Annotated in this window: 14 protein-coding genes; 12 read left to right on the top strand and 2 right to left on the bottom strand. The window is 58.5% G+C overall.

Annotated elements, in window-relative coordinates:
- The first annotated feature begins 129 nt into the window (after positions 1-129).
- The 7 genes from WNY39_RS05650 (at position 130) to rpoD (ending at position 9784) form a co-directional block, all read left to right on the top strand.
- Positions 130-1383, top strand: coding sequence for a sarcosine oxidase subunit beta family protein (locus WNY39_RS05650; RefSeq protein WP_342844687.1), 1254 nt, complete (start codon positions 130-132; stop codon positions 1381-1383).
- Positions 1384-1460: 77 nt separating this feature from the next.
- Entirely contained in the window at positions 1461-1733 is a 273-nt protein-coding gene (locus WNY39_RS05645; protein WP_341234168.1) for a sarcosine oxidase subunit delta, read from the top strand.
- Complete coding sequence (locus WNY39_RS05640; protein WP_342844686.1) at positions 1730-4663, top strand: sarcosine oxidase subunit alpha family protein; 2934 nt, start codon at positions 1730-1732, stop codon at positions 4661-4663. Before WNY39_RS05645 ends, WNY39_RS05640 begins: the two co-directional genes overlap by 4 nt.
- The gene (locus WNY39_RS05635; RefSeq protein ID WP_342844685.1) at positions 4656-5201 is read left to right on the top strand and encodes a sarcosine oxidase subunit gamma; all 546 of its coding nucleotides are present in this window, start codon (positions 4656-4658) and stop codon (positions 5199-5201) included. Before WNY39_RS05640 ends, WNY39_RS05635 begins: the two co-directional genes overlap by 8 nt.
- Positions 5202-5240: 39 nt before the next feature.
- The gene (locus tag WNY39_RS05630) at positions 5241-5549 is read left to right on the top strand and encodes a hypothetical protein (protein WP_342844684.1); all 309 of its coding nucleotides are present in this window, start codon (positions 5241-5243) and stop codon (positions 5547-5549) included.
- A gap of 145 nt (positions 5550-5694) precedes the next feature.
- Entirely contained in the window at positions 5695-7668 is a 1974-nt protein-coding gene (gene dnaG, locus WNY39_RS05625; RefSeq protein ID WP_342844683.1) for a DNA primase, read from the top strand.
- Between the two features lie 136 nt (positions 7669-7804).
- On the top strand, positions 7805-9784 hold the full coding sequence (gene rpoD / locus WNY39_RS05620; RefSeq protein ID WP_342844682.1) for an RNA polymerase sigma factor RpoD: 1980 nt from the start codon (positions 7805-7807) through the stop codon (positions 9782-9784).
- A gap of 128 nt (positions 9785-9912) precedes the next feature.
- On the opposite strand, the gene WNY39_RS05615 is transcribed toward rpoD, so the two are convergent.
- Complete coding sequence (locus tag WNY39_RS05615) at positions 9913-10458, bottom strand: MOSC domain-containing protein (protein ID WP_342844681.1); 546 nt, start codon at positions 10456-10458, stop codon at positions 9913-9915.
- Between the two features lie 178 nt (positions 10459-10636).
- Here WNY39_RS05615 and WNY39_RS05610 point away from each other — a divergent pair, with 178 nt between their 5' ends.
- From WNY39_RS05610 to WNY39_RS05600, 3 genes are read left to right on the top strand one after another with little or no spacing between them, the layout of a single operon-like run.
- Complete coding sequence (locus WNY39_RS05610; RefSeq protein ID WP_342844680.1) at positions 10637-11047, top strand: hypothetical protein; 411 nt, start codon at positions 10637-10639, stop codon at positions 11045-11047.
- A gap of 15 nt (positions 11048-11062) precedes the next feature.
- Positions 11063-11461, top strand: a complete 399-nt coding sequence (locus WNY39_RS05605) for a hypothetical protein (protein WP_342844679.1) — start codon at positions 11063-11065, stop codon at positions 11459-11461.
- A 42-nt stretch (positions 11462-11503) separates the two neighbouring features.
- On the top strand, positions 11504-11920 hold the full coding sequence (locus WNY39_RS05600) for a secondary thiamine-phosphate synthase enzyme YjbQ (RefSeq protein ID WP_342844678.1): 417 nt from the start codon (positions 11504-11506) through the stop codon (positions 11918-11920).
- An 8-nt stretch (positions 11921-11928) separates the two neighbouring features.
- Here the strand turns inward: WNY39_RS05600 and WNY39_RS05595 are convergent, their stop codons facing one another.
- The gene (locus WNY39_RS05595) at positions 11929-12600 is read right to left on the bottom strand and encodes an SDR family oxidoreductase (RefSeq protein ID WP_342844677.1); all 672 of its coding nucleotides are present in this window, start codon (positions 12598-12600) and stop codon (positions 11929-11931) included.
- 194 nt (positions 12601-12794) lie between these two features.
- On the opposite strand from WNY39_RS05595, the gene nrdR reads away from it, so the two are divergent.
- Together nrdR and ribD are read left to right on the top strand one after the other, a co-directional pair.
- Positions 12795-13262, top strand: coding sequence for a transcriptional regulator NrdR (nrdR, locus tag WNY39_RS05590; protein WP_008225048.1), 468 nt, complete (start codon positions 12795-12797; stop codon positions 13260-13262).
- Positions 13259-14362, top strand: coding sequence for a bifunctional diaminohydroxyphosphoribosylaminopyrimidine deaminase/5-amino-6-(5-phosphoribosylamino)uracil reductase RibD (ribD, locus tag WNY39_RS05585; protein WP_342844676.1), 1104 nt, complete (start codon positions 13259-13261; stop codon positions 14360-14362). Before nrdR ends, ribD begins: the two co-directional genes overlap by 4 nt.
- Positions 14363-14390: the final 28 nt, after the last annotated feature.

The following is a 14390-nucleotide window of genomic DNA, read 5'->3' as shown; positions in this document are numbered from 1 at the left end:
CTGTCGCGGACGGACCTGTCCGCGGCGCAAAATGCCCCCCATTGGTTTTCCGGCCATTGCACCTTTGCAATGGACTTGATTGAGTAGACCAAAGGCACTGTCATCACGGCAGATGAACTGGGGGACGTAATGCGGTTTTCAGGATTGCGCGTGCTGCGCGAAGGATTGACCGGAAACAAGGGATGGGCACCGCATTGGCGCGACGCCGAACCCAAAGCCGAATATGATGCGATCATCATTGGCGGCGGCGGTCACGGTCTAAGCACCGCATATTATCTGGCCAAAGAGCACGGGCTGACGAATATTGCCGTTCTCGAAAAGGGCTATCTGGGTGGGGGCAACGTCGGGCGCAACACGACGATTGTGCGGGCGAATTATTTCCTTCAGGGCAATTCTGAGTTTTATTCCCATTCCCTAAAGCTGTGGGAGGGGCTAGAAGAAGACCTGAATTACAACGTCATGCATTCGCAGCGGGGTCTGATCAACCTGTTTCATTCCGACGGCCAGCGCGATGCCTTTGCGCGGCGCGGCAATAGCATGATCAACCAAGGCGATGATGCTGTTCTGCTGGACCGCGAAGGCGTGCGTAAATACCTGCCATATCTCGATTTCGACAATGTGCGGTTTCCGATCTACGGCGGGCTGCTGCATCCGCGGGGCGGCACCGCACGCCATGATGCCGTCGCTTGGGGCTATGCGCGCGGCGCGTCTGATCGTGGTGTCGATCTGATCCAGCAATGCGAAGTTACCGGGATCGACATCGAAAACGGTCAGGTGCGCGGTGTGCAAACCACGCGCGGGGCGATCCGCGCCAAGAAGGTCGGCATCGTGGTTGCGGGGCGTTCCGGTCAGGTGGCGGCCATGGCGGGCATGCGCCTGCCGATTGAAAGCCATGTTTTGCAAGCCTTTGTCACCGAGGGGCTGAAACCTTGCATCGATCATGTGGTGAGTTTCGGCATGGGGCATTTTTATATTTCGCAATCCGACAAGGGCGGGTTGGTTTTTGGCGGTGATCTGGATTTCTATGCCTCTTACGCAAGCCGGGGCAATCTGCCCATGGCCGAACATGTGATGGAAGCGGGCATGACGCTGATGCCGATGATCGGCAAAGCCAAGGTGTTGCGCAGTTGGGGCGGGATCATGGACATGACGCCAGACGGCAGCCCGATCATCGACAAGACCGATACCAAAGGTTTGTTCATTGATTGCGGCTGGTGTTACGGCGGCTTCAAGGCCGTGCCCGGATCAGGGTTCAGTTTGGCGCATCTGATGGCGACGGGTAACCACCATGAGCCAGCGGCGAAATTCCGGTTGGACCGGTTCCGCACCGGGGTTGGCTTGATGGATGAAGAAGGCACTGGTGCGCAGCATAACCTTCATTAGGGCGCGTTGGTTGAAATGTTGGAATTGAGTATTTTTAAAAGGGTGAAGGGGCAAAGGCCCGTTCTGGGGGAGTTGGCATGAGACTGGACTGTCCGATTTGTGGGAGCCGCGACCGGCGCGAGTTTTATTATCAGGGCGATGCCGTGATGTTGGCCCGTCCTGCGGTGGACGCGGGGGCGGATGCTTGGGACAGTTATTTGCATTTGCGCGATAACCCGGCGGGTCAGACGCGCGATTTGTGGCACCACGAGGCGGGCTGTGGCGCGTGGTTGGTGGTGACGCGCGATACGGTGACCCACGCGGTGTCGGCGGTTGAGCTGGCGTCGGACGTGAAGGGGGCCATGGCATGAGGATCGCGGGCAAGGGGCTGATTGATCGGTCGAATACCGTCACGTTCAGTTTCGACGGGCGCAGCTATGACGGGTTTGCGGGGGACACGGTCGCCTCGGCCCTGTTGGCCAAAGATGTGACCTTGATGGGGCGGTCGTTTAAATATCACCGTCCGCGCGGTGTTCTGACCGCAGGCAGTGAGGAGCCGAATGCGCTGGTCACGGTGGGGAGTGGAGCCGCAACCGAGCCTAATGTGCGGGCCACGATGCAGGAAGTATATGACGGGTTGCAGGTGCGCAGCCAGAACGTCTGGCCGTCGCTGGATTTCGATGTCATGGCCGTGAATAACCTGGTTTCGCCGTTTTTGGGGGCGGGGTTTTATTACAAGACCTTCATGTGGCCCCGCAAGTTGTGGGAGCGGGTCTATGAGCCGGTGATCCGGCGGGCGGCTGGTTTAGGCGGGCTAAGCGGCGCGCATAATGCGGATACTTACGAGCGGGCCTTTGCGTTTTGCGATGTGTTGGTGATTGGCGCGGGGCCTGCGGGGCTGATGGCGGCCTTGACGGCAGCGCGGGGTGGCGCGGATGTGATTTTGGCCGATGAGAACGCGCTGATGGGCGGGCGGTTGAATGCCGAGACCTATGAGATTGAGGGTAAGCCCGGTCATGTTTGGGCGGCTGAGGCTGTGGCCGAGTTGGCTGGGATGGACAATGTCCGGTTGATGTCGCGCACGACGGTGACCGGGGCCTATGATCAAGGCACTTTTGGCGCGTTGGAGCGGGTTGGTCACCATCATGGCATGCGGGACGAGGGCGCCCCGCTTGAGTGTTTTTGGCGCATCGTGGCCAAGCATAGCATCTTGACCGCTGGCGCGTTGGAGCGGCCCATTGCCTTTCAGAACAATGACCGGCCCGGGATTATGACGGCGGGGGCGGTGCGCGCATATTTGAACCGTTGGGGCGTGAGCCCCGGAAAGGCACTGACGATCTTTGGCAATAACGACGATGCGCACCGCACGGCGCGTGATCTGGCGGAAGCGGGTGTGCGCATTGCTGCGGTGGTGGACAGCCGTACCAAGGTTGATATCAAGGGAGATTTCCCGGTTTATCGCGGCGCGCAGGTGTTCAACACAAGTGGCGGTAAAGCGTTGGAGAGCATTTCCATCCGCACCATCAGCGGTGTCGAAAAAATCCAGACCGATTGTCTGGCAATGTCGGGTGGCTGGAACCCGACGGCGCATCTGACCTGCCACATGAACGGGCGGCCCACGTGGCGGCCAGACATTCAGGCCTTTGTGCCCAGCGAAGGGGCCATTCCGGGCATGGTCACGGCGGGGGCGTGTAATGGCACGTTTTCGACCCATGGCTGTTTGACCGAGGGGGCGCAGGTCGCGGGTAAGGTGCTGGAGATGCTTGGCAAGACCGTGCCCGATGTGGCGCTGCCGCAGGCCGAGGATGCGCCGTATCGGATGGCACCGCTGTGGGCCGTTGCGGGCAAGGGGCGTGCTTGGCTGGATTTCCAGAATGACGTGAGCGTTAAGGACATCAAGCAGGCGGCGGTCGAAAACTTCCGCTCGGTCGAGCATATGAAACGCTATACCACCCAAGGCATGGCGACGGATCAGGGCAAGAATTCGAACGTCGGGGCCTTGGCGGTACTGGCCGATGCGACCGGGCGCGGGATACCCGAGACGGGGACAACGACATTCCGCCCGCCTTATTCGCCTGTGACGATCGCGGCGATGGGTGCTGGTGCGCAAGGCAAGGGCTTCGCGCCTGAACGGTTCACAACCTCGCATAGCGCCAGTGTTGAGGCGGGCGCGCCGATGATCGAGGCCGGGCTGTGGTATCGGCCCAGCTATTTCCCCAAGCCGGGGGAAAAGACCTGGCGGGAATCATGTGACCGTGAGGTCGGCTATGTCCGCAAGGCGGTTGGGGTCTGCGATGTGTCGACGTTGGGCAAGATAGACATTCAGGGACCGGATGCGGCCATGTTGCTGGATTTCGTTTACACTAACATGTTTTCAACGCTCAAAGTCGGGCGCGTGCGTTATGGTTTGATGCTGCGTGAAGACGGCACGGTGATGGATGACGGTACCTGTGCGCGGCTGGAGGACCAGCATTTCGTGATGACCACGACAACGGCGGCGGCGGGTGCTGTGATGAAGCATCTGGAGTTTGTCGCGCAGTGTCTGCACCCTGAATGGCAGGTTGCGATGACATCGGTCACCGAACAATGGGCGCAGTTCGCCGTGGCGGGGCCAAAGTCGCGCGACTTGTTGAACGGGGTCTTGGACGCGCCCATTGATAATGACAGCTGGCCGTTTATGGCCTGCGGCGACACGTCGGTTTTGGGCGTTAAGGGTCGGTTGTTCCGGATATCGTTCTCGGGCGAGCATGCGTATGAGATCGCGGTGCCGGCGCGCTATGGCGACAGCTTGTTTCGCGAATTGGTGGCCCGTGCCCAAGGGTTGGGCGGGGGTGCTTATGGGATGGAAGCGCTGAATGTGTTGCGCATCGAAAAAGGCTTCATCACCCATTCGGAAATTCACGGGCGGACGACGGCCTTTGATGTGGGGATGGCGGGGATGATCAGCGCCAAAAAGGATTGCATCGGCAAGGTGATGGCGGCGCGGCCCGGATTGGTTGCGGCGGATCGTGAGCGGTTGGTGGGGATGCGGCCCGTGGGGGCGGTCAAACTACTGAGTGCGGGCGCGCATATCTTTGCGAAAGACGCCGAAGCGGTGCGGGAGAATGACGAGGGCTATGTCACCTCGGTCTGTTTCTCGCCCGAAGTTGACACCTATATCGGGTTGGGGTTCGTCAAGAACGGGCCAGAGCGTTACGGTGACGTGATGCGCGTGGTGGATCATCTGCGCGAATTGGAAGTCGAGGTGGAAATCTGCCCGCCGGTTTTCTTTGACCCTGAGGGAGGGCGTGCCCGTGGCTGAGTTGAAAGCGAGAACAGCTTGTGGTGATGAACTGCCGCTTGAGATTGGATCGGCTCAACTGGCGGAGCTTGATCTGGGGCCAGTGACAGCGGTCATGGTGTGGGGGGCAGAGAAGGAGCTGTCCGCAGCGATGAAGGAAGCGCATGGGGTGGCGTTTCCAAAACCGAACCGAAGCAGCGGCAAAGACGCAACCCGCTGCATCTGGTTCGGGCGCAATCAGGCGCTGCTGATTGGGACTGCTGCGGATGTCGGTCTGCGGGACTACGCAGCGATTGTGGATCAAAGCGACGCGTGGTGTGCTGTGTCGCTGAGTGGTGAGGCGTCGGAGGATGTCTTGGCACGGTTGGTGCCGGTGGATTTACGTCGTGCGCAGTTTAAACGGGGGCATACGGTGCGCACGCAGGTCGGGCATATGATGGCGTCTGTCACGCGGATAGGGCCGGACAGTTTTATGATCCTTGTCTTTCGGTCGATGGCGGCTACCTTGATCCACGAGCTGAAACAGGCGATGCAGTCTGTTGCTGCGCGCCGCGCATAAGGCGCGTGCCGCGGCGCTAGAAAGACTTGGAGACGTAGAATGAAGATTGTAACAGTTGCGATGATGGCCGGGCTTTTGACCAGTGCTGCCCCGGTTCTGGCGCAGACGGCAAAGGAAACCGATTGTGCCTATCAGGCGGATGTCGTCAATGCGGTACGCCAGGCGCGGCTGGCGCGGGTCAAAGAACGCAAAGTCGCAGCACATGTTCAGGATAATGCGCCAAGCTGGCCCGAGAAATATTCGGCGATCGTGCCTTTGGTGACCCCATGGGTTTACGAGATGAAAATGCGCGACGTGAAAGCCAATGATCTGGGCGCTGCCTGGAAAGAAATGTGTATGGGCCGATAAGCCTGATATCTTGGCTGAGGTCCCTTGGGGGCCAGCCCCCATCGCCCTGATGGGCGATCCCCCCGGAGTTTACTTGGCAAAATGAAACAGCTGTTTCACGCAGTGGGTTCTGGACTCTGTCCATGCTGGGCCAATATATAGTGTTATGAGCCTGCCCCCTGGATTTTTAGATGAATTGCGAAGCCGTTCCAGCCTGTCACAGGTGGTGGGGCGCAAAGTTATGTGGGATGCGCGCAAGTCCAATCAGGGCAAGGGCGATATGTGGGCCCCATGCCCGTTCCATCAGGAAAAATCTGCCAGTTTTCATGTAGATGATCGCAAGGGGTTTTATTACTGCTTTGGCTGTCACGCCAAGGGCGACGCGATAACCTTTATTCGTGAGACCGAGAACGTGAGCTTCATGGAGGCGGTCGAGATTTTGGCGCGCGAGGTCGGGATGCCTGTGCCGAAACAAGACCCACGTGCGCAGCAGAAAGCCGATAAACGCACCCAGTTGGCCGAGGTGATGGAGCAGGCGGTTCAGTTTTTCCGCTTGCAGTTGCAAACCGGCGCGGCGGGTGCCGCACGGGATTATCTGGCGCGGCGCGGGTTATCTGCACAGGCGCTGGAGCGTTGGGAGATCGGTTTTGCTGCGGACCAGTGGCAGGGGTTGTGGGACCATTTGAAGGCCAAAGGCGTTGAGGATGATCTGATTTTTGGCGCGGGGTTGGCCAAGCCATCGACCAAAGGCGGGCGGCCCTATGACACGTTTCGGGGGCGGATTATGTATCCGATCCGCGATGCGCGGGGGCGTGCGATAGCCTTTGGTGGCCGTGCCATGGACCCAAGCGATAATGCGAAATACCTGAATTCGCCCGAGACCGAGTTATTCGACAAAGGCCGCAGTCTCTACAACGTCAAAGAGGCGCGCACGGCGGCGGGGCAGGGGCAACCGTTGCTGGTGGCCGAAGGTTATATGGACGTGATCGCGCTGGTCGAGGCCGGGTTTGGCGCGGCGGTTGCGCCACTTGGCACTGCGATCACCGAAAGCCAGTTACAGATGCTGTGGCGGATATCGCCCGAACCGATCATTACGATGGACGGGGATACAGCCGGCCAGCGTGCGGCCTTACGTTTGATTGATCTGGCACTGCCGTTGTTAGAGGCGGGGCAATCCTTGCGGTTTGCGATGATGCCAGAGGGGCAAGACCCCGATGATCTATTGCGCGCCCATGGTGCGCCGGCATTGCAGCGGTTGCTGGACGGGGCCATGCCGATGGTGCGGCTGTTGTGGCAGCGCGAGACCGAAGGGCGCGTCTTTGACAGCCCTGAACGCAAGGCCGCGTTGGACAAGGCGCTGCGCGAGAAGATCAAACTGATCAAGGACCCGTCAATCCGCAGCCACTACGGTCAGGAAATTAAGGACCTGCGCTATCAGCTGTTCCGGCCGCAGCAGGCGAAAAAGACGTTTACGCCGGGCGGGCGCAGCGGCGGGCAGGGGCGTTGGAACGCGGCACCGCAGGGGCCATCGCCCAGTGCAAAGTCATCGATGTTGGTGACCGCTGCCGGGCTGGGCGCGACAGAGCATCTGCGCGAGGCGGTGATCCTGTGCGCGTTGCTTGGCTGCCCCGAGCTGGTCGAGGAATTCGAGACCGGGCTTGCAGCGATGCAGTGCCAGGACAGCCATCATGGGCGGATCAGGGATTTGATGTTGCGCCACATGCATCTGGAACCCGCAGCGTTGCGCGAAAAGATATACGGCGCACTGGGCGAGCAGACCCTTGAAAATATGCGGTCGCAACGCCACGTTGCAGTGACGCCGTGCATTAGGACCCCCGGTAATTCCGACATGACCCGAATGACTGTTGCCGAAGAGCTGGGCAAGCTGGAAGCCGTGCGCGGGTTGGATGCCGAGATTGCAGATGCCATGGAAGATCTAACCGGCGTCGCCGACGAAGGGCTGACGTGGCGGTTAAGTGAGGCGGCGCGAAATGCTGACCGTGCGCAGCGCAGTGGCCAAGAAGATACGGCGGAATATGACATCGCGGAAAACGGTGCGCATATCAGCCGAGACGAGCGCAGCGCCTTTGACGCGTTGCTTGGGGCGATCCGTGGAAAGGGCGCCGAGGAAGATAAATGACCCCTGCGTGGCTTTTTCGCCGGGATGTTTAATAAAAAGCAGGGTAACGGGTTTAAGAATCACCCAGAACCCCGCATGATTCGGAAAATTTCGAATCACTATGTGTGATTCGCTTATGTTCGCTGGAGGAAGCTTAATGGCCGCCAAAGATACTAATGAAGACGCTAAGTCTGACGATCAGGATGCCGGCCACTCGCTCGACATGAGTCAAGCTGCCGTCAAGAAGATGATCGGTGACGCCCGTGAAAAAGGCTATATCACCTATGATCAGCTGAACACGGTTTTGCCGCCCGAGCAGGTGAGCTCGGAACAAATTGAAGACGTGATGTCGATGCTGTCCGAAATGGGCATTAACATCATCGAAGACGAAGACGCCGAGGAAGAAGAAGCCAAAGGCGGCACGGATGTTGCCACCACGGATAGCAACCGCGATGTCACGCTGTCGGCCTCGACCTCAGAAAAGCTGGACCGTACCGATGACCCTGTGCGCATGTATCTGCGTGAAATGGGGTCTGTCGAACTGCTAAGCCGCGAGGGCGAGATCGCCATCGCCAAGAGGATCGAGGCGGGTCGCAACACCATGATCGCGGGGCTTTGTGAAAGCCCGCTGACATTCCAGGCGATCACGATCTGGCGCGACGAACTGTTGTCCGAAGACATTTTGCTGCGCGATGTGATCGACCTTGAGGCGACGTTTGGCACCCAGATGGGCGAGGAAGAGACCACGCCGGTTGTGCCGGTCGTTCCGGGAGCCGAGGCCAAGCCCGCCGAGGAAGCAAGCGAAGTCGATGCCGACGGCAACCCGATTGCAAATGACGATGACGATGATGAAGATGAACAAGCCAACATGTCGCTGGCCGCGATGGAAGCCGCGCTTAAGCCTCAGGTGCTTGAGGCGCTGGATATCATCGCTGACGATTATGTTCGCCTTAGCGAAATTCAGGACAGCCGGATTTCTGCGACCCTGAACGAAGACGGTACATTCTCGAAAAAAGACGAGGAAGAGTACCAGAAGGTCCGGTCTGAAATCGTTTTGCTGGTGAATGAACTTCACCTGCACAACAACCGTATCGAAGCGTTGATTGACCAGCTTTACGGCATCAACCGTCGCATCATGCAGATCGATAGTGCGATGGTGAAACTTGCCGACCAAGCACGTATCAACCGCAAGGAATTCGTCGATAACTATCGCGGTTACGAGCTTGATCCGAACTGGATGGAGCGGATGTCCGAGAAGTCCGGTCGCGGCTGGCAGATGTTCATCGAACGCTCGTCCGACAAAGTAGAAGAGTTGCGCGCTGACATGGCCCAAGTCGGTCAATATGTCGGTCTTGATATCTCTGAATTCCGCCGCATCGTGCAGCAAGTTCAGAAAGGCGAAAAAGAAGCCCGTCAGGCCAAAAAAGAAATGGTCGAGGCGAACCTGCGTTTGGTTATCTCGATCGCTAAAAAATACACCAACCGCGGCCTACAATTCCTTGATCTTATTCAAGAAGGTAACATTGGTCTGATGAAGGCCGTTGATAAATTCGAATACCGTCGTGGTTATAAATTCAGCACCTATGCGACGTGGTGGATCCGTCAGGCAATCACCCGGTCCATCGCGGATCAGGCGCGTACCATCCGTATTCCTGTGCACATGATCGAAACGATCAACAAACTGGTCCGCACAGGCCGTCAGATGCTGCACGAGATCGGCCGCGAACCAACGCCCGAGGAATTGGCAGAAAAGCTGCAAATGCCTTTGGAAAAAGTGCGCAAGGTGATGAAGATCGCCAAGGAACCAATTTCGCTGGAAACACCGATTGGCGACGAAGAAGACAGCCAGTTGGGCGATTTCATCGAGGACAAGAATGCCGTGCTGCCGCTCGACAGTGCCATTCAGGAAAACCTCAAGGAAACCACCACGCGGGTTCTGGCGTCGCTTACCCCACGCGAAGAACGTGTGCTGCGGATGCGGTTTGGTATCGGTATGAACACTGACCACACGCTCGAAGAAGTGGGCCAACAGTTCAGCGTTACGCGCGAACGTATTCGCCAGATCGAAGCCAAAGCGCTGCGCAAGCTCAAGCACCCCAGCCGGTCGCGCAAGCTGCGGTCGTTCCTGGATCAGTAAAGCTGAATTTTAGTATTTTGCGTAAGGGGCGGGGTGATTACCTCGCCCCTTTTGCGTTGTTGGGCGGGCCGCGAACTGGGGCTGTAACTTTGGCGCAGGATATCCGCCACCTGCTGACGCCCCGCGCATCAGACCCTCTCAAGCGGCAAATACGGTTTTTCAGGATAAATGGACTGGATGACATCCCCTGCCTTCACCATCCCTCCCGTCTTCACCACCGTCATAATGCCGGACTTTCTCAAAATTTCGCCCCGCTCACCTTTTGACAATACGGCGAACAGAAGCCCCGGCTGAAAGTCATCGATCTGGTGGCAGGGGTTTCTTAGGCCCGTCACTTCAAGCTCCACCGCGTCGCCAATGCGCAAAATGGTCCCTCGGGGCAGCGCCAGTAGATCGATGCCAACGGTTGTAATGTTTTCGCCCAGATCAGCAGGATGAACGTTAAACCCTTTTGCGCCGACCTCCTCGAACAGCTCTGAATGGATCAGATGGACCTGTCTTAGGTTGGGTTGCGCTGGATCAATCGCAACACGAGAGCGGTGTTTTACAGTTCGCCCTAGATGCGCATCACCTTCGACGCCCAGGCCGTCGATCATGCGAATTTCAGAGACCACTTTTTTTGAGAAGCGGTGAACACTATCCTTTGCCACGGCAACGACTTTTCCGGTTAACAAAGCGCCTCCGATCTATGCCAAAATGAACAGACGAACATTCGCTGCCGTACCAAGGGATGTCAAATAGGGCCCAAACCGCCCGCCCACAGCTGCAAGGCACCAGTCACCGAGCTGTGATTTTGTTATTTGTATCGCGGCACTATCTTAACAGGAAAGCCGCTGAACAGGAGATGTCCAAATGCGTTCAATTCTTGCTGCCGTAATCTGTGCCACGGTGCCCTTCGCGGCCCATGCGCAAAGCTATGAGGCGATCAACCGTTTGAATGTTATTCCGCTGGGCGGGTCAAGCTTTGAGGTAATCGAGGCAAGAGGCGAAGGCCCCAGCGGTATTTGGTGCGCTGCAGCAAGCTACGCGCAGGACCGCCTTGGGCTAACCAATTCAACACGGATGTATATCAAAACCCCACGCGGCCCGTCGATCAGCGGCGCGGGCCGTATCGGCGTTGTTTTCACAACTGACCCAAACGATCTGCCAAGCCCGCCGCAAAAATCCTATTCCATCAGTGTCGACCAACAAAGCATTGGTCTGACCATCGGGCATAGCAGCCAGTATTGCAAAGATTACATTATCGAATTGAACGACCTGTAAGGGATGAAGCCTGTTATGAAACGCAATATCGCAGCAGTCGTCATCGCCTCGGTGATGTCGGGCCCTTTGGCGGCCCAAGGGTATCCGGCGAACGGTCGGCTCGTGTTCACGCCGCTGGAAAACGGTGTCCGGATCGAAGGCGACACAGGCCATGGTGCGCGCGGCATTTGGTGTTCGGCTGTGGATTATGCGCGTGATGAACTTGGTGCGCGCAGCGACCAAGACATCTATGTCAGCGCGCCGCAGGTGCGTGGGCTTGGCCAACCTAACGCCGTGTCATTTACGCTTGATCCAACGGGTCTGACGCCGGTTAACGTGTTGATCATCGGCCCATCGCTTAACCGTCAGGGGTCGCGGCTGTCTGTGGGGCATGCGTTGTCGTTCTGCCCAGATCTGTATCTGCCCAGCCGCTAACGGGCGGTTGTCTGCACCAGATCGTGCGCCTAAGCTGAACTGATGATAACAGAGTTTCAGATTTCGACCCACGGGCAGGGCCTGTACGAATTTACAGGCGACGTGGCGCGCTGGCTGAATGCCTCGTCAGACGGGCTGCTGACGTTGATGGTACGCCACACCTCTGCGTCGTTGTTGATACAGGAAAATGCCGATCCGGATGTGCAGCGCGATTTGCTGGCGTTCTTTAGTCGCGCAGTCCCGCGCAGCGATGATCCGTCGATGTCGTATCTTACCCATACCTTGGAAGGGCCGGATGATATGCCAGCCCATATCAAGGCGGCAATGTTGCCCATCAGCCTGTCTATCCCTGTGCAAGCCGGGGTGATGATGCTGGGCACATGGCAGGGTATTTATCTGTTCGAACACCGCGACGCACCCCATGTCAGGCGCGTCGCGGCACATTTTGCGGCGTCCTAGCCCAAGGTTTAACCCACTGGCATCAGATGGATTTCACGCACGGCAGCATGGGCCGGGGCCTCAAGCGCGTGCATAACAGCTGATGCGACGTCATCGGGTTGCAGCTTGTCTGGCTTGGCCTCGTCAAAGAATGCGGTGTTCACCATGCCGGGAGATACCACCATGCAGCGGCCGCCCCATTCGGCCATCTCATCCGCCAGATTACCCGCGAAACCGTGGATAAAGAACTTGGTCGCGCCATAGATCGATCCCTTGATGTGGCGACGCCCTGCTGCCGATCCGGTCACGATGTATTGGCCGGTCGTTTTACGCAGATGCGGCATAGCGGCATGCGCGGTATAAAGCGCGCCCATCACGTTCAGATCGACCATGGATTTCCAATCCTCCGGATCACCCTTTTCGGTGCCGCCCTGCGCAGTGCCGCGGCCTGCATTGGCAAACACGGCGTCCACTTGCCCGAACTTTTCCGCCAGCTTGTCCAGCGCATCATTTTGCGCCTCATATGATGTGGCGTCGCCGGGCAGGGCGATCGCTTGCTGGCCGATTTCTGCCACTAGATCGTTCAGCTTATCCTCGCTGCGCGCGAATAATCCGACGTTCCAACCAGCCGCTGCGGCGGCCTTGGCAGTTGCGGCACCAATGCCGCTGGATGCACCCGTAATAAATAGGGTCTTGGTCATGGTGATCTCCTGAATTCTGTTCCGTTCCGGAGCCAACGCACGGGACAGCTGTTGGGTTCATGCCACTTTTCAAAACACAACATTTAGCGATGTAATTCGCCCCTACCCAAAACCCTGCGGGTATCCTATAGTTCTAGACAAGAGGGTGAACAGCCCCACTATTGAGGCAGATCAGAAAATAAAGGGGAACGGCAATGCGCTGCCCGTTTTGCGGAAATATAGATACCCAAGTCAAAGACAGCCGTCCGGCAGAGGATCACGTGTCCATCCGCCGCCGCCGTTTTTGCCCGGCCTGTGGTGGCCGTTTTACGACATATGAACGTGTGCAGCTGCGCGATCTTGTTGTCATCAAAAGCTCTGGCAAACGCGAAGACTTTGACCGTGACAAGCTCGAACGCTCCATCCGCATTTCGATGCAAAAACGCCCGATTGATCCCGAACGGATTGATCAGATGATTTCGGGCATCGTGCGGCGTCTCGAAAGCATGGGCGAGACCGACATCGGGTCCAAGCAAATCGGCGAGATCGTGATGGAGGCCTTGGCCCGCATCGACACCGTCGCCTATGTGCGGTTCGCAAGCGTTTACAAGAATTTCCAAGCGGCGGATGATTTCGATAAATTCGTTCAGGAATTGCGCCCCGACGTTCCGCCAGAAGAGTGACAACCGCAAACGACACCCGGTTTATGGCGCTTGCCCTGTCTTTGGGCAAGCGGGGGGAAGGGGCCGTCTGGCCCAATCCCGCCGTGGGCTGTGTCATCGTGCGGGGCTCCCGTATCGTGGGGCGCGGCTGGACCAAAGCCGGCGGGCGTCCCCATGCCGAGACCGAGGCGTTGCGCCAAGCGGGCAGCGCGGCCCAAGGGGCCACGGCCTATGTCACGCTTGAGCCTTGCGCACATACCGGCAAAACACCCCCCTGTTCGCAAGCTTTGATTGATGCGCAGATTGCGCGCGTGGTCATTGCCTGCACCGACAGCGATCCGCGCGTCAGCGGTCAGGGCATTGCGATGTTGCAGGCCGCAGGTATCGCGGTCGAGGTTGGTCTGTCCGAGGAGCAAGCCCGCGTAGATCACATCGGTTTCTTCTCAAAGGTTGATCAAGGCCGCCCCATGGTCACGCTGAAACTGGCCAGCAGCTTTGATGGCCGGATCGCGACGGCCACAGGTGATAGCCAATGGATCACGGCAGGCCCGGCGCGTCGCTTGGTCCATGCCATGCGCGCGCGCCATGATGCGGTGATGGTGGGCGGCGGTACAGCGCGCAAAGACGACCCCAGCCTGAATGTCCGCGACCTTGGCATCTCACGCCAACCGGCGCGCATCGTGATCAGCAAACATCTCGATCTGCCCTTGGGCGGCAAACTGGCGCAAACGGCGTCAGAAATTCCGCTGCTGCTGTGCCACGCGCGCACCGCTGACCCGCAACTGGTCAAGGCGTGGCAGGGCATCGGGGCAACCCTGATCCCTTGCGCCACCCATGCCGGCCAAATCGACCCGCATGACCTTTTGCAAAACCTCGGCTCCCATGGCCTGACCCGGATTTTTTGCGAAGGTGGCGGCGGGCTCGCGGCCACCTTGCTAAACGCTGGGCTAGTGGATCGCCTCGTGGGCTTTACCGCAGGTGTCACGATCGGGTCTGACGGAGTACCTGCGATCGGCCCGCTTGGCATAACCCGCCTCGCCTCCGCGCCCCGCTTTAGGCTCCACTCGACCCAAACAATCGGCCCCGACGTGCTGCACATCTGGGACCGCGCAGAAACCTAATTTTCCAAATGGTCCAAAATCCCGGGGG

This window comes from Sulfitobacter sp. AS59, from assembly GCF_038899995.1.
GTDB lineage: Bacteria > Pseudomonadota > Alphaproteobacteria > Rhodobacterales > Rhodobacteraceae > Sulfitobacter.
This window is presented reverse-complemented; position numbering and strand designations above follow the sequence as displayed.